Raw genomic sequence first — 20,701 nt, 5'->3', positions numbered from 1 at the left:
ATTTTGTGGATAGAGGATTTTAAAATGGCTGAAATTACAGCATCTTTAGTAAAAGAACTTCGTGATCGTACCGGCGCAGGTATGATGGAATGTAAAAAAGCATTAGTAGAAGCAAACGGTGATATCGAATTAGCGATTGATAATATGCGTAAATCAGGTCAAGCAAAAGCGGCGAAAAAAGCAGGCCGTGTTGCTGCTGAAGGTGTTATCATCGCGCGTGTTGCTGGCGACTACGGTGTAATGATCGAAATGAACTGTGAAACTGACTTCGTAGCAAAAGACGCTGGTTTCTTAGGCTTAGCGAATGAAGTAGCAGATTACGCATTAAACAACAAAGGCGTAACCATTGAAGCATTACAAGCTGAATTTGAAGAAAAACGTGCTGCATTAGTGGCAAAAATCGGTGAGAATATGACAATCCGCCGCGTTGGTTCAGTACAAGCACCTGTAGTAGGTTCATACTTACACGGTGCGAAAATTGGTGTATTAGTGGGCGCAGTAAACGCTGATGAAGAATTAGTGAAACACGTTGCAATGCACGTTGCAGCAAGTCGTCCAGAATATGTAAATCCAAGCGATGTACCTGCAGACGTAGTAGAACACGAGCGTCAAATCCAAGTGGATATCGCAATGCAATCTGGTAAACCACGCGAAATCGCTGAGAAAATGGTTGAAGGTCGTATGAAGAAATTTACTGGTGAAGTGTCTTTAACTGGCCAACCTTTCGTAATGGATCCTTCTAAATCAGTGGGTGAATTATTAAAAGAGAAAGGTGCAGAAGTAGTTTCATTCTTACGCTTTGAAGTGGGCGAAGGTATCGAAAAAGTTGAAACTGACTTCGCTGCAGAAGTTGCTGCAATGACTAAATAATCATTGTAAAAGCATAAATAGAAAAAGCAGATCTTATGAGATCTGCTTTTTTATTGCTATTTTTGTGGAATCACCACCGCTGGATCATCAGGTGCGGTGATTTTTTCAATTTTTTCTTGCAAACCGTAATCTGGCTGTGGCATATCATCGAAAAGATCTGCGTTGGGGTCAATGTTAGCGTTACGAATGCCAATCCAATTCGCCAAGCCTTCCGTGAAATTCAAGCCTGATTTTGACACCTTTTTCTCATGGCGCTGCTGATCATCACTGGAAATTTTAAACAACGGAATATCGTAATGGCGTTTACTTTTGCCACTGCTATTGTGAATAGCGATATAGTTATCGCTAATTTGATGAGCTAAGCCGTGATCAGAAAAATAAATCATCGAAAAAGTGCGGTGATTTTTTTGCTGATTTTTGACCAGATCCTGATAAATTTTATTCAACACTTCATCGGTTTTTTTGATCGAACTGATATAGCAATTCACGTCCTGATATTTTTTAGCAATTTGATTTTCATCGAAAATTTTCTTGTAATCGGTAACGCGTTCGCAAACCAACGGGTGCGAGCCATATAAATGCACCACAATAAAACGCTTGCCTGTGGTTGGCGCTTGAATGAGTTGATCAAATCGGCTTAATAAGTTGAAATCGCTCACATCATTACTAATGGAATCGCCCGCGCGTAAAAATATTTTTTCATCGCTTTTATTGGCAATGGCGGAAATTGGCGTGTCGTATTGCCCTAAATAACCTTGATTAGAAAGCCAGTAGGTTTTGATTCCTGCGGATTTAATTAATTCAATGAAATTTAAGCGATAATTCCCTTCCCAAGTTTGCTTGTTAGGTTTGGTGAACATTAATTTAAGCGAGGCAATGGTGTTTGTGCCGCCTGCGGTTAGGCCATCAATTAACGTGCCTTTAGCAGTGGAAAGAAAAGGCGTGTTGGCAACAGGGTAGCCGTAAGCGTGGTGATAATCTTTTCTCGCGCTTTCGCCGATAACTAAAATGTAATCATCATAATGGGAACGGCTATCCAGTTGGCTTTCGCCCCATTCGCTTGGCACATCAAAGCGGTTGAGTAAGCGTAATTCTTCGACCACTTTTTCCCCTGCTAAATAGCTTTCTTGCAGCGGTTGAAAGGGAATATTTCCCCAAAGTGCATTAACAAAAATGAGCGCCAATAGTCCCTTATTTTTATAAAAAGCCAAGTGGAATTTTTGACTTAACCAGCGATAAAGCAGCGCACCGCCAAGAATTACAAGGGGATAGCCATAATCAAGCAGGGGAATTTGAGCGAAAAATTCTTTGCCTTCTTGTAAATCTGTGGCGAAAACAGAGGCAATATATTGATAAGAGGGCGCGCCAAAATTTACCCCAATGGGCGCATAGCAGGAATAGATAAATAAAATAGGTAATGCAATGAAATAAAAGAGTTTTTTTGAGCTAGAAAAAATAATAATGAACGACATAAAAAGGCTGATCTGCTGCCAACCTGGTTGCGGAAAATAGCCCGAACCCTGTAGTGCCAACAGGCTGATAATATAAAGTAACGCAAAACACACCGCACTTACTAGCAATGATGAAAGATGAAATGTTCCTTTTTTGTTCTTTTCTGCCACAACATTGTTCCTTATTTTTTAGTTCGCTTCATTTTACTGAATTTTTTTCATTGGTTCTATGCGATTTTTGCCTTGAGCTATTTTCACTGCAAAGATGTTGCTCTATAATATGCAGAATTTTGTACCCAACTTTTGTGAGGAAAAAATGAGCAAACCCGTATATAAAAGAATCCTGCTTAAATTAAGCGGTGAAGCTTTACAAGGTGATGAAGGTTTTGGAATTGATCCTTCAATTTTAGACAGAATGGCGCTCGAAATTAAAGAATTACTAGAAATGGGCGTAGAAGTCGGGGTTGTGTTAGGCGGCGGAAATTTATTCCGTGGCGCAAAACTGGCTAAGGCGGGAATGAACCGCGTGGTGGGCGATCATATGGGTATGCTTGCCACCGTAATGAACGGCTTGGCAATGCGTGATGCCTTACACCGCGCAGATGTGAATGCAAAATTAATGTCCGCTTTCCAGCTAAACGGTATTTGTGATACCTATAACTGGTCTGAAGCGATCAAAATGTTGCGTGAAGGGCGCGTGGTGATTTTCTCAGCGGGAACAGGTAGCCCATTCTTTACCACCGATTCAGCAGCGTGCTTGCGTGGGATTGAAATTGAAGCTGATGTTGTGCTTAAAGCCACCAAAGTGGACGGCGTGTATGATTGCGATCCTGCTAAAAATCCAGATGCAGTGTTGTATGAAAAACTCACTTATGCCGATGTGATTGACAAAGAATTGCAAGTAATGGACTTAGCCGCCTTTACTTTAGCACGCGATCACGGAATGCCAATTCGTGTGTTCAATATGAGTAAACCAGGCGCATTACGCAAAGTCGTTTTAGGTGAGCGTGAAGGCACGCTAATTTGTAACTAATTGATTAAACTTAAAAAAAGGAATATTTGTGATTAACGAAATTAAACAAGATGCGCAGTCGCGTATGGAAAAAAGCCTTGAAACATTCAAACACCATATTGCTAAAGTAAGAACAGGCCGTGCGCAACCAAGCTTACTAGACGGTATTCAAGTGGAATACTACGGTGCATTAACCCCATTGCGTCAATTAGCCAACGTAGTGGCTGAAGATGCGCGTACCTTAGCGGTAACCGTGTTTGATCGTAGCTTAATCGGTGCGGTGGAAAAAGCCATTTTAACCTCTGATCTGGGCTTAAACCCATCATCAGCTGGCACAACTATTCGCGTTCCACTTCCACCATTAACGGAAGAACGCCGCCGTGATTTAATCAAAATCGTAAAAGCGGAAGCTGAGCAAGGCAAAGTGGCTGTGCGTAATGTGCGCCGTGATGCGAACGATCAAATCAAAGCCTTGTTGAAAGAAAAAGAAATCAGCGAAGATGAAGAGCGCAAAGCACAAGACGAAATCCAAAAAATCACCGATCTTTATGTGAAAAAAGTGGACGAAGTGTTAGCGGACAAAGAGAAAGAATTATTAGATTTCTAATCATTCTTACGAAATAAAGGGCGAGCCAAAGGTTCGCCCTATTTTTTCTTGCTGAATTACAGGCTTTTGAGTATATTCACGACAATTTTAGCAACCTTAACCCTTTTAAAGTGCGGTCAAAAATTTATGCAAAAACAACAAAAACTCGTCATTCTTGGTTCGACTGGATCAATCGGCACAAGCACCCTTTCTGTGATAGAACACAACTCTGACAAATATCAAGCGTTTGCCTTAGTGGGCGGACGTAACGTGCAATTAATGGTGGAACAATGCGTTAAATTTCAGCCGATTTTTGCTGCCTTAGATGACGAAAGTGCAGCGAAAAATTTAAAAGAAAAATTGACCGCACTTGGTCTAAGAACCCAAGTATTAAGCGGACAACAAGCCATTTGCGAGCTGGCGGCTCACCCTGAAGCGGATCAAGTGATGGCTGCTATTGTTGGCGCGGCGGGCTTGCTACCCACCCTTTCAGCGGTGCAAGCAGGCAAGCGAGTGCTGTTAGCTAATAAAGAAAGTTTGGTTACCTGCGGACAGCTTTTTATTGATGAAGTGAAGAAAAATCACGCTCAGTTACTGCCTGTGGATAGTGAACACAATGCGATTTTCCAATCGTTACCACCGCAAGCGCAGGAACAAATCGGTTTTTGCCCGTTGCAAGAATTAGGCATCAGCAAAATTGTACTTACGGGATCGGGCGGGCCTTTCCGTTATACGGATCTTTCAGAATTTGATCAGATCACGCCAGAACAGGCGGTAGCTCACCCCAATTGGTCAATGGGCAAAAAAATCTCAGTGGATTCCGCCACAATGATGAATAAAGGCTTGGAATATATTGAAGCCCGTTGGTTATTCAATGCCAGCGCAGATGAGATGGAAGTGATCATTCATCCGCAATCTATCATTCATTCTATGGTGCGTTATATTGATGGCTCGGTGATTGCGCAAATGGGCAATCCAGATATGCGCACACCAATTGCGGAAACAATGGCTTATCCACAGCGTACCTTTGCTGGTGTTGCGCCATTAGATTTTTATCAGCTCAATGGGCTGACTTTTTTAGCGCCAGATTATCAGCGTTACCCTTGCTTAAAATTGGCCATTGATGCCTTTGCCGCGGGGCAATATGCCACAACGGCAATGAATGCGGCGAATGAAATTTCCGTTGAGGCCTTTTTAAATCGTCAAATTAAATTTACCGATATTGCTAAAGTGAATACGCAAGTGGTAGAAAAAATTAGCCCGCAACAGATTCAATCTATTGATGATGTGTTAGACGTGGATAAAAACGCACGCGCTTTAGCGTGGCAAATCATTCAAGCAAAATAACATTTTGTTTTCGTTACAAATAAATCAAGGCGGGCAAAAGTTCGCCTTGATTTTTTATGCATAATTCTGTGCGTTTTCATAGTAAGTAATATCATATTATGATATATTCAGCCATTAATTTTGTAACTAGAAAATCCTTGATGAATGACAGAGATTGACTTAAACAATATTCCCCAACACGTTGCGATTATTATGGACGGCAATGGGCGTTGGGCAAAACAGCAAGGAAAAATGCGTATTTTCGGGCATAAAAATGGCGTGGCGGCAGTGCGTCAAGCGGTTTCCTATGCGCGAAAAATTGGTGTCAATGTTCTCACCCTTTATGCGTTTAGTAGCGAAAATTGGACGCGTCCAGAAAGTGAAGTGAGCGCATTAATGACACTTTTTATGCAAGCACTGGATTTAGAAGTGAAAAAATTGCATAAAAATAATATCCGCTTAAACATTATTGGGGATAAATCCCGTTTTAGCGAAAAATTACAGCAAAAAATCGAAAAAGCAGAAAAATTAACCGAAAATAACACCGCACTTACTTTAAATATTGCAGCAAATTATGGCGGTTATTGGGATATTGTGCAGGCAACCAAACAACTTGCTACTTTGGTGAAAAATGAGCAGCTGACGCTTGATGAGATCACCGCTGAACGTTTTCAACAACATTTGGTTACCCAAGATCAGCCAATGGTGGATTTATTAATTCGCACCAGCGGTGAACAGCGAGTCAGTAATTTTTTACTCTGGCAAATAGCCTATGCAGAATTTTATTTTTCTGACGTGCTTTGGCCAGATTTTAATGAACAAGAATTTAACCAAGCTATTTTAGCTTATCAGCAACGCGATCGCCGTTTTGGTGGAGCAGAACAAGAGGACTAAACTGTGCTTAAACAACGTGTTATTTCCGCAATTATTTTAATTGCCATTGTCTGTGCAGCGTTATTTTTATTTTCTCCTTTTTATTTTGCCTTAGCCTTAGGTGCAGTGGCGACCTTAGGGATTTGGGAATGGACACAATTCGCTCAAATTAAAAATAAATTTTGGCGTGTTGTAGTGGCAGGCTTAGCAGGTGCGGTGCTTTTTTTGTGGATTTTAAGCGAAGCTAATTATCTCAATGCGGGCCGTGTGTTTGAACATTATGCTGAGCCTATTTTATTAAGCGCAGTGATTTGGTGGATTGTGGCGCTTGGCTTTGTGGTGAGCTATCCAAATTCGGCCAAATTATGGGCAAAATCGGTGATTTTGCAAGGCGTTTTCGCTATCGTAACCCTTGTGCCTTTTATTGTAGGCGTGTTGCGTTTGCGCTTAGACGGTTATGTTGCCAATCCTTATCACGGCTTAATGTTGCTCTTTTATGTGTTTATTCTGGTATGGGCTGCGGATTCCGGTGCTTATTTTGCTGGTCGCAAATTCGGAAAACATAAACTTGCGCCAAAAGTTTCCCCGGGGAAAACGTGGCAAGGTGTATTCGGTGGGCTGATTACCGCTGGCGTGCTAGCAGGGATTTTTATGCAAGTCGCCCCACAAGATTTATTCAATGTGCCAACCGTACCTTTTATCGCCTTATCTGTTGCTACCGTGGCAATTTCTGTATTGGGCGATTTAACGGAAAGTATGTTTAAGCGCGAAAGTGGCATCAAAGACAGCAGCAATTTGATCCCCGGACACGGCGGGATTTTAGATCGCATCGATAGCTTGACTGCCGCCGTGCCATTCTTTGCGTATTTCTATTTTTATGTGTTGTAGGAAAAAATGAATATGTCCTTTTTGTGGTCGCTAGGTTCATTTTTGATTGCTATTTGTGTACTGGTTTTCGTACACGAATACGGACATTTTTGGGCTGCCAGAAAGTGCGGTGTAAAAGTTGAACGTTTTTCTATCGGTTTCGGCAAAGTGTTGTGGTCGTTCTTTGATAAAAAAGGCACCGAGTTTTCTATCTCACTGATTCCGTTAGGCGGCTATGTGAAAATGCTTGATGAGCGTAACGAAGCCGTACCAGACGCGTTGAAATCTCAAGCCTTTAATAATAAATCTGTGGCACAACGTGCTTTTGTGATTGCAGCAGGCCCGATGGCGAATTTTATTTTTGCTATATTGGCTTATTGGCTGGTGTATTCCATTGGGATTCCTAGCGTAAAACCTGTGATCGCAGAGGTTCGACCAGCGTCCATTGCGGCACAAGCGCAAATTCAACCTGATTCACAAATTATCGCCATTGATGGCACAGCAACCCCAGATTGGGAAACCATCAATATGGTGCTTGCCACCAAAATGGGCAACCCAAATGTAGAAATCACCCTTTCGCCTTTTGGTTCAGATGTAAAACAGCAACGCACTTTAGATTTAGCCAATTGGCGATTCGATCCTGAAAAAGAAAGTGCTTTTGGCGCATTGGGTATGATTCCCGTGCGAACTAAAGTGGAAATGACCTTGTCTAAAGTGGCGGAAGATTCCCCAGCACAAAAAGCAGGTTTGCAAGTGGGGGATAAATTTTATACCAATACTGGCGAGCCAATGAATTGGCAAGATTTTATTCAAGATGTGCAAAAAGGGCAGCCTTTTAGTGTTATCATTGAGCGTAATGGTGAGAAATTACATAAAAGCTTAACCCCAATATTAAAAGAAAAAGGGCGTTGGTTTGTGGGGATTTCGCCAACGGTTCATCCGATTGAGGATAAGTATCGTACAGAATTAAAATATGGTATGCTTGAAGCATTCCAAAAAGGTGTAGAAAAAACTAAAGATTTAATGCTACTTACGGTGAAAGTGATTGGTAAATTATTTACTGGCGATCTTTCGTTAAATAATCTTAGCGGGCCGATTTCTATTGCCAAAGGTGCAGGAATATCTTCCGAAATTGGCTTTGTGTATTATTTAAGTTTTATGGCGTTAATTAGTGTGAATTTAGGGATAATGAATTTGTTTCCATTGCCTGTTTTAGATGGTGGACATTTGATTTTTCTAGCCGCAGAAGCTATAAAAGGAAAACCGCTTTCAGAACAAGTGCAGAATATTGCCTATAAAATTGGTGCAATATGCTTGTTAGCTTTGACTGCATTTGCTTTGTTTAACGATTTCTTACGTTTATAACTATTTCTTTTACGAGGATAAAAGTAACAATGAAAAAACTTTTAATCGCAAGTTTACTGTTTGGTACAGCGACATTTGTTGAAGCTGCACCTTTTGTTGTTCAGGACATTCGTGTGGACGGTGTTCAAGGGGCAACAGAAAGTAAAATTCTTAACAGCTTACCTGTTAAAGTAGGTCAAAGAGCAACAGATAAAGATATCGCCAATGTGGTGAGAGGTCTCTTTTTACAAGGGTATAAAGGTGTTAGAGCCGTTCGTGAAGGAAACTCTTTAGTTATTTCAGTTCGTGAGATGCCTGTTATCGTTGAAGTAGATGTGAAAGGTAATAGCTCAATTCCAACAGAGGCACTGAAAGAGAATTTAGATGCTAATGGCTTTGCAGCTGGGGACGTTTTAGATCCAGAAAGATTAGATGCTTTCCGCGGTGAGTTATTACAGCATTATGAAAGTGTAGGTCGCTATAATGCGAAAGTGGACACTGTGGTAAATACCTTGCCAAATAACCGTGCGGAAGTAAAAATTCAAATTGATGAAAATGATCCTGCCTTATTAAAATCCCTTACCTTCAAAGGAAATGAATCTTTTAGCGATGGTAAACTTCGTCAGCAAATGGAGTTACAACCTGATGCGTGGTGGAAGATCTTCAATAATAAATATGATTCTGTACAACTAAATAAAGATTTAGAAGCCTTGCGTACTTTCTATTTAGATCGTGGTTATGCAAAATTCCAAATTACCGATATAGATGTTCAACTTAATCCAGAAAAAACTGCCGCAGATGTAACTATTTCAATGAACGAAGGCGCAGTTTATACCGTGAACAATGCGCGAATTGTGGGTAATGTTGCTGGAATGTCAGAACAACTAGCTCCTTCATTGAATGATGTTCGCTTGAATGAAATTTTTAGACGTAGCGATGTATTAGCCGTGGAACAGCAAATCAAAACCACGCTAGCGGAGCAAGGCTACGGTAATCCACAAGTGAATATTAACCCTGTATTTGATGACCAAGCGCATACCGTTGGGTTAACCTATGTGGTTGATGCAGGTCGCCGTTATTCTGTTCGCCAAATCCGTTTTGAAGGCAATAACGTGAGTGCGGATAGCACATTACGTCAAGAAATGCGTCAGCAAGAAGGAACTTGGTTATCTTCTCGTTTAGTGGATCTTGGTAAAGTGCGGTTAGAACGTACAGGATTTTTTGAAACTGTAGAATCTCGTACTGAGCCAGTACCAAACACAGACGATGAACTTGATGTAGTTTACCGTGTAGTAGAGCGTAACACGGGAAGTATCAACTTCGGTGTAGGTTATGGTACAGAGAGTGGATTCAGCTATCAAGCTAGTGTGAAACAAGATAACTTCTTAGGAATGGGATCATCTATTAGCTTAGCGGGATCGCGTAATGATTACGGCACAACCGTTAATCTTGGCTATAACGAACCGTACTTCACGAAAGATGGTGTGAGCCTTGGTGGTAACGCATTCTATGAGAAATATGATAACTCAAAAGATGATACTTCAGCGTCCTTCAGCCGTACCACTTATGGTGTGAATGGCACCCTTGGTTTCCCTGTAAATGAAAATAACTCTTACTATTTAGGTTTGGGCTATGTTCATAATAAACTGAAAAATGTATCGCCTGAGTTTAACCGTAATTTCTATCGTGAATCAATGAACTTCCCAGATTGGACATTCAAATCTCACGATTTTGAATTCTCTTTCGGGTGGAACTACAACAGCTTGAATCGTGGTTATTTCCCAACTTCAGGGGTAAGAGCTTCTTTAGGTGGAAAAGTAACGATTCCAGGTTCAGATAATAAATTCTATAAATTATATGGTGATGTACAAGGATTCTATCCATTAAACCACGAACACACTTGGGTATTATCGGCTAAAACCACCGCATCTTACGCAAATGGTTTTGGTGGCAAACGCTTACCGTTCTACCAAAACTACAGCGCAGGCGGTATCAGCAGCTTGAGAGGTTTCGCAAGTGGGGCAGTAGGGCCACAGGCGATTTATTGGGATCAGTCTTGCAATGATTATTGCCGTGTAAATGGTGATGTGGTTGGCGGTAACGCAATGGTTACTGCAAATATGGAATTAATTGTGCCAACACCATTTATTGACGATAAGAACCAACGTTCAGTAAGAACGTCATTGTTTGTCGATGCAGCAAGTGTGTGGAATACTAAATGGAAACACGATGGCAAAGCGAAATATACCAATTTACCTGATTATGGTGATCCAAGCCGTATTCGTGCATCAGCAGGGATTGGTTTCCAATGGAATTCTCCAGTAGGGCCATTGATTTTCTCTTATGCTAAACCAATCAAAAAATATGAAGGTGATGACATCGAGCAATTCCAATTTAGTATCGGTGGAACATTCTAATTGAACTTCTAATTTTTTTACTAGTCTAAGTAAAGGCGTGAAAAATGTGGGCAAGCAATTCACTTGCCCAATTTAATAATTATTTTTAAGGAAATTAAACAATGAAAAAAGCAGTAAAATTAACCGCACTTTCTCTCGCATTAGCATTAGGTTCATCAGTTGCAATGGCTGAAGATAACATCGCCTTTGTAAACGTAGATTATCTTTTTGCTAACCACCCAGCTCGTGAAGCTGAGATCAAAAAATTAGACGATGCGTTAAAAGCGCCATCAGACAAATTACAAGCAGAAGAAAAAGCATTACAAGATAAAAGAAAAAGTTTTGAAAAAGAACTTGATGGTAAAGTAAAAGCATTAGAAAAAGATGCACCAAAATTACGCCAAGCTGACATCAAAAAACGTCAAGATGAAATCAGCAAATTAGCCAAAAAACGTGATGATGAATTCCAAAAATTAGTTCAAGCACATCAGAAAAAAGTTGAAGAATTCCGTCAAGATGCACAAAAACGTCAAATGGAAGTTGAGCGCAAATTATTAACTGACATTCAAACTGCAACTACAACAGTAGCAAAAGCAAAAAGCTACAGCGCAGTACTTGATGAGAAAGCAGCAATTTATGCCGCTGATGGTAAAAACATTACAGAAGAAGTGTTAAAAGCAATTCCAGCACAGGCTAAATAATGCACAATTCTTATTCTCTTAAAGAATTAGCACAACAAATTGGCGCTACCATTCGTGGTAACGCCAATGTGCTTATTGATAGTATCGCCCCGCTCGATAAAGCACAGTCAAACCAGCTCACCTTTATTTCAAACATTAAATTCCGTGATTTACTTGCACAATCCCAAGCAGGGATTTTAGTGGTAAGCGAAAATGATGTGGAATTTTGTTCGCCTGAAAGCAACTTGCTTATTGTCAAAGATCCTTATGTGGCTTACGCCGTGCTAGCGCAATATATGGATTCTACGCCAAAAGCGGCAGCAGGCATTGCACCAAGTGCGGTGATTTCTGCCACTGCAAAATTAGGCGAAAATGTGTCTATTGGTGCAAATGCCGTGATTGAAGATGAGGTTGAACTTGGCGATAACGTGATTATTGGTGCAGGTTGTTTCATCGGTAAAGGTGCAAAAATTGGTGCAAATACACAGCTTTGGGCAAATGTAAACATCTATCACCAAGTGCAAATTGGCGAACATTGCTTAATCCAATCTGGCGCTGTGATTGGTAGTGATGGTTTTGGTTATGCGAATGATAAAGGGCGTTGGATCAAGATCCCACAAACAGGCACAGTGATTATCGGCAATCACGTTGAAATTGGGGCTTGCACCTGTATTGACCGCGGTGCGTTAGACGCAACGGTGATTGAAGATAACGTCATCATCGACAACCTTTGCCAAATTGCCCATAACGTGCATATCGGTACAGGTACAGCGGTGGCTGGCGGTGTGATTATGGCAGGCAGCCTAAAAGTGGGGCGCTATTGCTTAATTGGTGGTGCAAGTGTGATCAATGGCCATATGGAAATTGCCGATAAAGTTACCGTTACGGGAATGGGAATGGTAATGCGACCAATCACTGAACCGGGCGTGTATTCTTCTGGTATTCCATTACAGCCAAATAAAGAATGGCGTAAAACCGCCGCACTGACTTTAGACATTGACAAAATGAACAAACGTCTAAAAGCGGTAGAAAAAAAGCTTAATAATGCTTAATTCCTCTCTCAAACGTGCCACTTTATGTGGTGCGTTTTGTATTAAATGATGAAATACCGTATAATTTGCATCAATTTTATTTTCTATTATTTTCAAATTAAAAAGGTACTATTGTGACAACAGAACAAACCGCAAAAGTCATTGAAGCAAAAGAAATTATGACCTTACTTCCGCACCGCTATCCCTTTTTATTAGTGGATCGTGTTACTGATTTTGAAGAAGGGAAATGGTTAAAAGCGATTAAAAACATCAGCGTTAATGAGCCTTGTTTCACAGGGCATTTCCCAGGTGAGCCGATTTTACCGGGTGTGCTAATTTTAGAAGCATTGGCACAATCAATGGGGATTTTGGCATTTAAAACTCACGAATTACAGGGCGGAGAATTGTTCTATTTCGCAGGGATTGACGATGCGCGTTTTAAACGTCCCGTATTACCAGGGGATCAAATGGAACTTTATGTCGAAGTGATCAAAGAGCGCCGTGGTATTACCGCATTCACAGGCATTGCCACCGTGAATGGTGAAGTGGCTTGTGAAGCAAAATTAATGTGCGCACGCAGATAAACATTCATTACAAAAACAAGAGGTCAATATGATCCATTCAAGTGCAAAAATTCACCCTACAGCCATTGTAGAAGAAGGGGCAAAAATTGGCGAAAACGTGGTGATTGGCCCGTTTTGTATTATTGGTGCTGATGTAGAAATTGGCAAAGGCACCGTGTTGCACTCGCATATCGTGGTTAATGGCGTGACAAAAATTGGCGAAGACAATGAAATTTTCCAATTCGCCAGCATTGGTGAGAAAAACCAAGATCTGAAATACCAAAATGAGCCAACGAAAACCATTATTGGCAACCGTAACCGTATTCGTGAAAGTGTGACGATTCACCGTGGCACGGTGCAAGGTGGTGGCGTAACGCGTGTAGGTGATGATAACTTATTTATGATCAATGCCCATATTGCGCACGATTGTAAAATCAAAAATCGCTGTATTCTTGCCAATAACGCCACCTTGGCAGGACACGTTGAGCTAGATGATTTCGTGATTGTGGGCGGAATGTCGGCCATTCACCAATTTGTTATTGTGGGCGCACACGTTATGCTTGGCGGTGGTTCAATGGTCAGCCAAGATGTTCCTCCTTATGTTATGGCGCAAGGCAACCACGCGCAACCATTCGGTGTAAACATTGAAGGCTTAAAACGCCGCGGTTTTGATAAGCCAACATTGCACGCCATTCGTAATGTGTATAAATTGATTTATCGCAGCGGAAAAACCTTAGAAGAAGTGATGCCAGAAATTGAGCATTATGCGAAAACGGAAAGTGCGATTAGCTTTTTCCTTGATTTCTTCAAGCGTTCAAAACGTGGCATTATTCGCTAATTTAACGAACAACCGCGTATAAAAAAGTTAAAAATTTTCACCGCACTTTGCTTATTGCTTAACGCTCGCAATATAAAGTGCGGTTGTTTTTTATGAGAAATTTATTCATGGAACAAGCAAAAGCATTTCCAACAATCGGTATTGTCGCAGGTGAAGTTTCTGGCGATATTCTAGGCGCAGGGCTGATGCGTAGCCTAAAAATCCGTTATCCTAACGCCCGTTTTATCGGCATTGCTGGAAAACAAATGTTGGCAGAAGGTTGCGAAACCTTGGTGGATATGGAAGAAATTGCCGTAATGGGCTTAGCAGAAGTGGTGAAACATTTGCCACGCTTGCTGAAAATTCGTCGCCAAGTTATCGACAAAATGTTGCAAGAAAAACCTGATGTGTTTATCGGCATCGATGCGCCCGATTTCAATCTTGAAATTGAACTTAAACTCAAAGAACAAGGCATCAAAACCATTCATTACGTCAGCCCCTCGGTGTGGGCGTGGCGACAAAATCGCATTCACAAAATTGCACGCGCCACCAACCTTGTTCTTGCGTTTTTACCTTTTGAAAAAGCCTTTTATGATCGTTTCAACGTACCTTGCCGTTTTATCGGCCACACAATGGCAGATGCCATTCCGTTAAAACCTGATCGCCTTGCCGCTTGCCAAATGCTTAATATTGATCCAAGCCAACGCTATTTAGCGATGCTTGTTGGTAGCCGTGGCTCAGAAGTGGAATTCCTTGCCGAACCTTTCTTGCAAACCGCCTTATTGCTGAAAGAACAGTATCCAGACGTGCAATTTCTCGTGCCTTTGGTGAATGAAAAACGTCGCCAACAATTTGAACAAATCAAAGCGAAGATAGCCCCTGATTTAGAAATGATCTTGCTTGATGGACAAGCACGCCCTGCAATGATCGCCGCTCAAGCCACCTTGTTGGCTTCAGGCACAGCGGCATTAGAATGTATGCTATGCAAATCGCCAATGGTCGTGGGATACAAAATGAAGCCGTTCACTTATTTTCTAGCTAAACGCTTGGTGAAAACCCCTTATATTTCATTACCGAATTTACTGGCGAATGAAATGCTCGTGCCAGAAATGATCCAGCAAGATTGCACGGCAGAAAAATTGCTAGAAAAGCTCGCCCCTTATTTTTCCACAGAAGAAAGTGCGGTGCAAAATCGCCATAATTTAGTGCAACACTTTATTGATCTGCATAAAATGATCCAATGTGATGCGGACAAACAAGCCGCTGACGCAGTGATTGAATTATTGCAAGGGGAAAAATAATGAGCGAATTTGTCTATCCTGATTATAAACTTATCGCAGGCGTTGATGAGGTAGGGCGTGGGCCTTTAGTGGGCGCAGTGGTAACTGCCGCAGTGATTTTAGACCCTAACAATCCCATTGAAGGCTTAACCGACAGCAAAAAACTCTCGTACAAAAAACGCCTTGCTTTAGCGGAAGAAATTAAACAAAAGGCTAAAGCTTGGGCGTTAGGGCGAGCTGAACCCGAAGAAATTGATGAACTTAACATTTTGCACGCCACAATGTTAGCAATGCAACGCGCAGTCAATCAGCTCAAAATTACACCGCACTTTGTACTCGTGGACGGCAACCGCATACCCCCATTGCCAATGCCCGCCCAAGCGGTGGTGAAAGGGGATAGCCTTGTGGCAGAAATCAGTGCGGCTTCTATTTTGGCAAAAGTCGCCCGCGATTTAGAAATGGAAGAATTGGATAAACGCTATCCTCAATACGCCTTCGCCCAACACAAAGGCTACCCAACAAAATTACATTTAGAAAAACTGGCAGAACACGGCCCCTTACCCCAACACCGCCGAAGTTTTGCCCCAGTAAAAAAACTGATTACAGAATAAAGTGCGGTCATTTTCCCCAAAAAATTTAAAAAATTCTCACCGCACTTTAAATGAAATTTAACGCAAAATAGAATGTGAACTATCGGACAATCAACCCCCTTGTAAATTGCCCGAATGGAAATAAAATTTTTAGAAAAGTAACGCCTGAACGCAGCGCAGCGAGTATGGGCTTACTTTTCGTTGAAAAAATTTTATTGTAATGAGGAAAAGCAATTTAGTAGGGGTTCCCTTTTCTTTGCTTCCTTTCTTTTGGGAAAGCAAAAGAAAGGAAGTCGCCAACGGCGAAACGCGTTATATCAACAAAGAAAATCACAATCAGCCCAATGGCAAAACAACGCCGTATGGAAGTAAAAGAAATTTAGCGATAGTAGGCGAACGTTTTCTTTGCTTACGTTCCTTTTGGGAACGCAAAAGAAAGTAAGTCGCACAACGGCGAAACCCGTTATAACAACAAAGAAAACCACAAACAGCCAAAAGTAAAAATAAGCAACGACAAAGTGCGGTCATATTTTCAAAATCTTTTAAAAAATCGCACCGCACTTTAAATTTAAAATTAATGTGAAATATCGGGACAACCCCCTTGTAAATTGCCCGAATGGAAATAAAATTTTTAGAAAAATCACGCCGAGCGAGAGCGAAGCGAACATCAGGCTGATTTTGCGTAAAGAAAATTTTATTGTAATGAGGAAAAGCAATTTAGTAGGGGTATCGTTTTCTTTGCTTACTTTCTTTTGGATAAGCAAAAGAAAGTAAGTCGCTCAACGAGCGAAACCCGTTATATCAACAAAGAAAACCGTAATTAACCAAATAATAAACAAAACGACCAAAACCCTAACCACGGAGACCCTAATGCCCTCAATCACCAATATCCCCCTTGCTAGCGTTGTGATTTTTCTCGCCATCGCTGTACTCTTGTTTATCCACAACAAAATCCGAATGGACGTTATCGCCCTGTTGGTAATGCTCGCTTTTTGTGTGAGTGGGATCTTGAGCGTGCAGGAAGTTTTTGCCGGATTTAGTGATCCGAATATTATTTTGATTGCCTTGCTGTTTATTGTGGGGGAAGCCTTGGTGCGCACTGGCGTAGCCTATCAAGTGAGTGAATGGCTGATGAAAGCGGCGAAAAATAGCGAAACTCGCGTACTTGTTTTAGTGATGTTAGCGGTAACGGGATTGGGATCTTTTATGAGTTCCGTAGGGATTGTGGCGATTTTTATCCCTGTGGTATTGGTGATTTGTCGGCAGATGAATATTTCACCAAAACGCCTGATGATGCCATTGAGTATGGCTGGGCTAATCAGCGGTATGATGACCTTAATCGCCACCGCCCCAAATTTGGTGATTAACGCGGAGTTAATCCATCTCACCAAACAGCGTTTTGATTTCTTTTCTTTCACGCCCATTGGCATTGTGATTTTGTTGCTGGGCATTGTGTATATGTTGGTGGCTCGCCGTTGGTTAGGGCAAGCGGAAAATGAACAAAGCGAAGGCGTGAATCGTCATTCCATTCAAGATCTGATTGAAGATTATCAATTACAAGCACGCACCAAACGCTTTGTGGTGCGCGTAGGATCAGATTTTATCGGGCAACCGCTAGAAGCCTTGCATCTGCGTTCTAATTATGCTTTGAACGTGCTGGCAATTGAGCGTTGGAAGCGTTTTCGCCCAAGATTTCTAGCAGATTCCTTAGGGAAAATCGAAATTCGTGAAAAAGATATTTTGCTGATTGATTGTGCTGATCCTGAGTTAGATATTAATGCATTTTGCCAACAACATCAGCTTGAGCCAACGGAGTTGCGTCCTTACCACTTTGAACAACAAGCCAAGTTTATGGGAATGGTGGAAATCACGCCAATTCCTGAAGGGGATTATCTCGGCAAAACCGTGGCAGAAATTGGCTTCCGTTCCCGTTTTGGTTTAAACGTTGTTGGCATTAAACGCAATAATGAAATTTTAAGCGGAAATTTAATCGAACAGCCATTAAAGATTGGTGATTTACTTTTAGTGGTCGGATCGTGGAAATTGATCCAAGCAATGCGTAATAAAACAAAAGCCTTTTTCGTACTCGATTATCCTGCGGAAATTGAACGCGCTGCGCCCGCGCAAAGCCAAGCGCCTTATGCCATTTTATCCATTGTCACGATGGTGGCATTAATGGTAACAGGCGTTGTGCCGAATGTGGTTGCCGCACTAATCGCCTGTTTAATGCTAGCGAAATTCCGCTGCGTTGATGCGAAAAGCGCTTACGCGTCCATTCACTGGTCGAGCTTGATTTTAATTGTGGGAATGATGCCATTTTCCACTGCACTACAAAAAACAGGCGGGATTAATTTAATCGTAGAATTTATGATTAACACCGTAGGGGGAATGGGTAAGCATTGGATTTTAATCAGCTTGTTTACCCTGACTGCGGTGATTGGCTTATTTATTTCTAACACTGCCACCGCAATTTTAATGGCACCCATAGCCATCACAATGGCACAGCATTTAGGGCTTTCCCCCTTGCCTTTCGCAATGACGGTGGCGATCGCTTCCTCTGCCGCCTTTATGACCCCGATTTCTTCGCCAGTAAACACAATGGTGCTGGGTGCAGGGAATTATAAATTTGGCGATTTCGTCAAAATTGGCGTGCCTTTTACTTTACTGGTTATGCTGGCAACGGTGTTTCTTGTTCCAGTATTATTTCCGTTTAAATAAGGAGAAATAATGAGTATTTACGATTTAAAACCGAAGTTTCAAAATTTACTGCGTCCAACGGTGGTGAAGTTAGAACGCAAAGGCGTTACAGCGAACCAGGTTACACTTGCCGCTTGTGGGATTTCAGTCATTTTAGGCGTATTTTTGACCGCACTTTCTGCGGTGCATTGGCTGTTTATTTTAATTCCTATTTGGCTTTTTGTGCGAATGGCGCTTAATGCTATTGACGGAATGTTAGCACGAGAATTTCAGCAAAAATCACGCTTGGGTGGTTATCTTAATGAAATTACCGATGTGGTTTCTGATGCGGCGTTGTATCTGCCTTTTGCTTTTATCGCCCCTTTTGATCCCCTTGTTATCGGGCTGATTATTTGGCTTGCCGCCTTAACGGAATTTTGTGGTGTGTTAGGGCAAGTGCAAGGGCAAACACGCCGTTATGACGGGCCTTTGGGGAAAAGTGATCGTGCCTTTTTATTTGGCTTATTAGGATTGATTTATACCTTTATGCCGATTTTACCAACGTGGTTTTATGCGCTCGCTTGGCTTGTCGTCGCGTTGTTAATTTTAACTTGCGTGAAACGTGTGAAATCAGGATTGGTGGAAGGTAAGGCTTTAGATCAGAATATTGAAAATAAACCCGATGAAGAACAAGCAGAAGACCGCGCAGACAATGAAAGTGCGGTGCAATTTTCCGCAGAAAATGCTACGCAACAAAAATCAGAGGAGAATGAAAATGCTCGCTAAACTGGTTGATTTTCTTTTATGCCGTTTTACCTCTTTTATTAGCGGTGTTCGTCCGGCGAAAAATATCGCCTTGCTTTCCGCAGATAAGCCAAGACTTTATTACGCCAATCATAATAGCCACGGAGATTTTATTTTATTCTGGGTGTCGTTGCCTTATGAAGTGCGTAAGAAAACCCGCCCTGTGGCTGGTGCGGATTATTGGACGAAAGGCAAAATTCGCCGTTTTCTTGCGGAAAAAGTGTTTAATATGCTGTTGATCGAGCGAGGCGGCAATGATCCTAAAGCGGTAACAGAGCAAATTAGCCAAGCGCTACAAGAAAACTCATTGATTATTTTTCCCGAAGGCACAAGAAAAACCAATGATGATCTTGCCCTCCAGCCCTTTAAAAGTGGTTTATATTATTTAGCCAAAGCCAATCCTAATATGGATCTCGTGCCAGTTTGGATCAGCAACACTCATAATTTATTGCCGAAAGGCTTTATTCTGCCAATTCCCTTGCTGTGTGATCTATATTTGGGCGAGCCGATTCATTGGCAGCCGCAAGAAGATAAAACGCAATTTCTAGTGCGAGCAGAGCAGGCCTTGCTTAGCCTTAACCCGAAACATCAAGGAGCATAAAATGGAAATGTGGAATTTATTTTGGGGATTAATTTGCACCTTGCTATTGGCATCGGGCATTGGTTATGCGCTGAAATGGAAAGTAGGTTTTTCCACGCCCCATTCGGTGATAGATAACCTAAACGCACGCATTAATGCGTGGTGGGTGATGATTTTAATTATCTTCGCCGCCGCTTATCTCGGTTTTTATGGCGTATTGGGCTTATTTTTTATCGTTTCTTTTATGGCGTTACGGGAATTTTTATCGCTGATTGAAATTCGCCGTGGCGATCATCTCGCGTTAGTGGCCTGCTTTTATTTCATTTTGCCTTTGCAATATTATTTTGTCGCGGTGGATTGGTTTAGTATGTTCAGCATTTTCATTCCTGTTTATGCGTTCCTATTTTTACCGATTTTATCCGCATTGCTAGGCGACACGGCGCATTTTTTAGATCGTTCAAGCAAAGTGCAATGGGCGGTGATGATTTCCGTGTTCTGCATTTCGCATATTCCTGCCATTCTCACCCTAAATATTGCAGGATTTGAAGGCAAAAGTTTATTATTAATGATCTTTTTGATCCTGATTGTGCAAGCGAGCGATGTGTTGCAATATGTATGGGGAAAATTATTCGGTAAACATAAAATTGCGCCAACTTTATCCCCTTCCAAAACCGTAGAGGGTTTTGTCGGTGGCGTATTGAGCGCTTCAGCATTGGGCGGATTGCTTTCTTGGCTAACGCCATTTAGCGCCGTGCAAGCTACCTTAATTAGCTTGGTTATTTGTTTAATGGGCTTTTTAGGTGGGCTGGTGATGTCAGCAATGAAACGCAGTATGGGCGTGAAAGATTGGGGCAATATGATAAGTGGACACGGTGGAATGTTGGATCGTATGGATAGCCTATGCTTTGCCGCACCGATTTTCTTCCATATTGTGAGATATTATTGGATTTAATAA

The 20,701-nt window shown here is 41.7% G+C and carries 18 protein-coding genes and 1 pseudogene; 18 read left to right on the top strand and 1 reads right to left on the bottom strand.

Annotated features, from left to right (window positions below; all coding sequences use genetic code 11):
* The first annotated feature begins 24 nt into the window (after window positions 1–24).
* Entirely contained in the window at window positions 25–870 is an 846-nt protein-coding gene (gene tsf, locus DYC50_RS09405) for a translation elongation factor Ts (RefSeq protein ID WP_017807013.1), read from the top strand.
* 56 nt (window positions 871–926) lie between these two features.
* On the opposite strand, the gene DYC50_RS09400 is transcribed toward tsf, so the two are convergent.
* Window positions 927–2,492 carry a phosphoethanolamine transferase gene (locus DYC50_RS09400; protein ID WP_245934879.1) on the bottom strand — a complete coding sequence of 522 codons (1,566 nt, stop codon included), beginning with the start codon at window positions 2,490–2,492 and terminating at the stop codon, window positions 927–929.
* A gap of 145 nt (window positions 2,493–2,637) precedes the next feature.
* On the opposite strand from DYC50_RS09400, the gene pyrH reads away from it, so the two are divergent.
* The 17 genes and pseudogenes from pyrH (at window position 2,638) to DYC50_RS09310 (ending at window position 20,698) form a co-directional block, all read left to right on the top strand.
* On the top strand, window positions 2,638–3,354 hold the full coding sequence (pyrH, locus tag DYC50_RS09395; protein WP_103855736.1) for a UMP kinase: 717 nt from the start codon (window positions 2,638–2,640) through the stop codon (window positions 3,352–3,354).
* 28 nt (window positions 3,355–3,382) lie between these two features.
* Window positions 3,383–3,940, top strand: a complete 558-nt coding sequence (gene frr, locus DYC50_RS09390) for a ribosome recycling factor (RefSeq protein ID WP_115249956.1) — start codon at window positions 3,383–3,385, stop codon at window positions 3,938–3,940.
* 126 nt (window positions 3,941–4,066) lie between these two features.
* Window positions 4,067–5,266, top strand: coding sequence for a 1-deoxy-D-xylulose-5-phosphate reductoisomerase (gene ispC / locus DYC50_RS09385; RefSeq protein WP_115249955.1), 1,200 nt, complete (start codon window positions 4,067–4,069; stop codon window positions 5,264–5,266).
* A 144-nt stretch (window positions 5,267–5,410) separates the two neighbouring features.
* Window positions 5,411–6,139, top strand: a complete 729-nt coding sequence (gene uppS / locus DYC50_RS09380; RefSeq protein WP_115249954.1) for a polyprenyl diphosphate synthase — start codon at window positions 5,411–5,413, stop codon at window positions 6,137–6,139.
* Between the two features lie 3 nt (window positions 6,140–6,142).
* Window positions 6,143–7,006 (top strand): phosphatidate cytidylyltransferase, encoded by an 864-nt coding sequence (locus DYC50_RS09375; protein ID WP_115249953.1) that lies wholly within the window; start codon window positions 6,143–6,145, stop codon window positions 7,004–7,006.
* A gap of 12 nt (window positions 7,007–7,018) precedes the next feature.
* Complete coding sequence (gene rseP, locus DYC50_RS09370; protein ID WP_115249952.1) at window positions 7,019–8,350, top strand: sigma E protease regulator RseP; 1,332 nt, start codon at window positions 7,019–7,021, stop codon at window positions 8,348–8,350.
* Between the two features lie 29 nt (window positions 8,351–8,379).
* Window positions 8,380–10,746, top strand: a complete 2,367-nt coding sequence (gene bamA / locus DYC50_RS09365; RefSeq protein ID WP_115249951.1) for an outer membrane protein assembly factor BamA — start codon at window positions 8,380–8,382, stop codon at window positions 10,744–10,746.
* 101 nt (window positions 10,747–10,847) lie between these two features.
* Entirely contained in the window at window positions 10,848–11,426 is a 579-nt protein-coding gene (locus DYC50_RS09360; protein WP_115249950.1) for an OmpH/Skp family outer membrane protein, read from the top strand.
* Window positions 11,426–12,457 (top strand): UDP-3-O-(3-hydroxymyristoyl)glucosamine N-acyltransferase, encoded by a 1,032-nt coding sequence (gene lpxD, locus DYC50_RS09355; protein ID WP_115249949.1) that lies wholly within the window; start codon window positions 11,426–11,428, stop codon window positions 12,455–12,457. The genes DYC50_RS09360 and lpxD overlap by 1 nt, the downstream gene beginning before the upstream one ends.
* Window positions 12,458–12,570: 113 nt before the next feature.
* Window positions 12,571–13,020: a 3-hydroxyacyl-ACP dehydratase FabZ gene (gene fabZ / locus DYC50_RS09350; RefSeq protein ID WP_017807062.1), complete on the top strand. Its 450-nt coding sequence runs from the start codon at window positions 12,571–12,573 to the stop codon at window positions 13,018–13,020.
* A 28-nt stretch (window positions 13,021–13,048) separates the two neighbouring features.
* Window positions 13,049–13,837 (top strand): acyl-ACP--UDP-N-acetylglucosamine O-acyltransferase, encoded by a 789-nt coding sequence (gene lpxA, locus DYC50_RS09345; protein ID WP_103853999.1) that lies wholly within the window; start codon window positions 13,049–13,051, stop codon window positions 13,835–13,837.
* A 92-nt stretch (window positions 13,838–13,929) separates the two neighbouring features.
* Complete coding sequence (gene lpxB, locus DYC50_RS09340) at window positions 13,930–15,117, top strand: lipid-A-disaccharide synthase (RefSeq protein WP_245934878.1); 1,188 nt, start codon at window positions 13,930–13,932, stop codon at window positions 15,115–15,117.
* On the top strand, window positions 15,117–15,707 hold the full coding sequence (rnhB, locus tag DYC50_RS09335; RefSeq protein ID WP_423092342.1) for a ribonuclease HII: 591 nt from the start codon (window positions 15,117–15,119) through the stop codon (window positions 15,705–15,707). The genes lpxB and rnhB overlap by 1 nt, the downstream gene beginning before the upstream one ends.
* 849 nt (window positions 15,708–16,556) lie before the next feature.
* Complete coding sequence (locus tag DYC50_RS09325; RefSeq protein ID WP_115249945.1) at window positions 16,557–18,404, top strand: SLC13 family permease; 1,848 nt, start codon at window positions 16,557–16,559, stop codon at window positions 18,402–18,404.
* Between the two features lie 9 nt (window positions 18,405–18,413).
* Window positions 18,414–19,019: pseudogene (locus DYC50_RS09320) on the top strand (CDP-alcohol phosphatidyltransferase family protein); the annotation flags it as partial.
* Between the two features lie 118 nt (window positions 19,020–19,137).
* Window positions 19,138–19,767 carry a lysophospholipid acyltransferase family protein gene (locus DYC50_RS09315; RefSeq protein ID WP_115249943.1) on the top strand — a complete coding sequence of 210 codons (630 nt, stop codon included), beginning with the start codon at window positions 19,138–19,140 and terminating at the stop codon, window positions 19,765–19,767.
* Between the two features lies 1 nt (window position 19,768).
* Window positions 19,769–20,698: a phosphatidate cytidylyltransferase gene (locus DYC50_RS09310; protein WP_115249942.1), complete on the top strand. Its 930-nt coding sequence runs from the start codon at window positions 19,769–19,771 to the stop codon at window positions 20,696–20,698.
* Window positions 20,699–20,701 lie beyond the last annotated feature (3 nt).

Source organism: Avibacterium avium, from assembly GCF_900454535.1.
In the GTDB taxonomy this organism is placed as follows: Bacteria; Pseudomonadota; Gammaproteobacteria; order Enterobacterales; family Pasteurellaceae; genus Avibacterium; species Avibacterium avium.
This window is presented reverse-complemented; position numbering and strand designations above follow the sequence as displayed.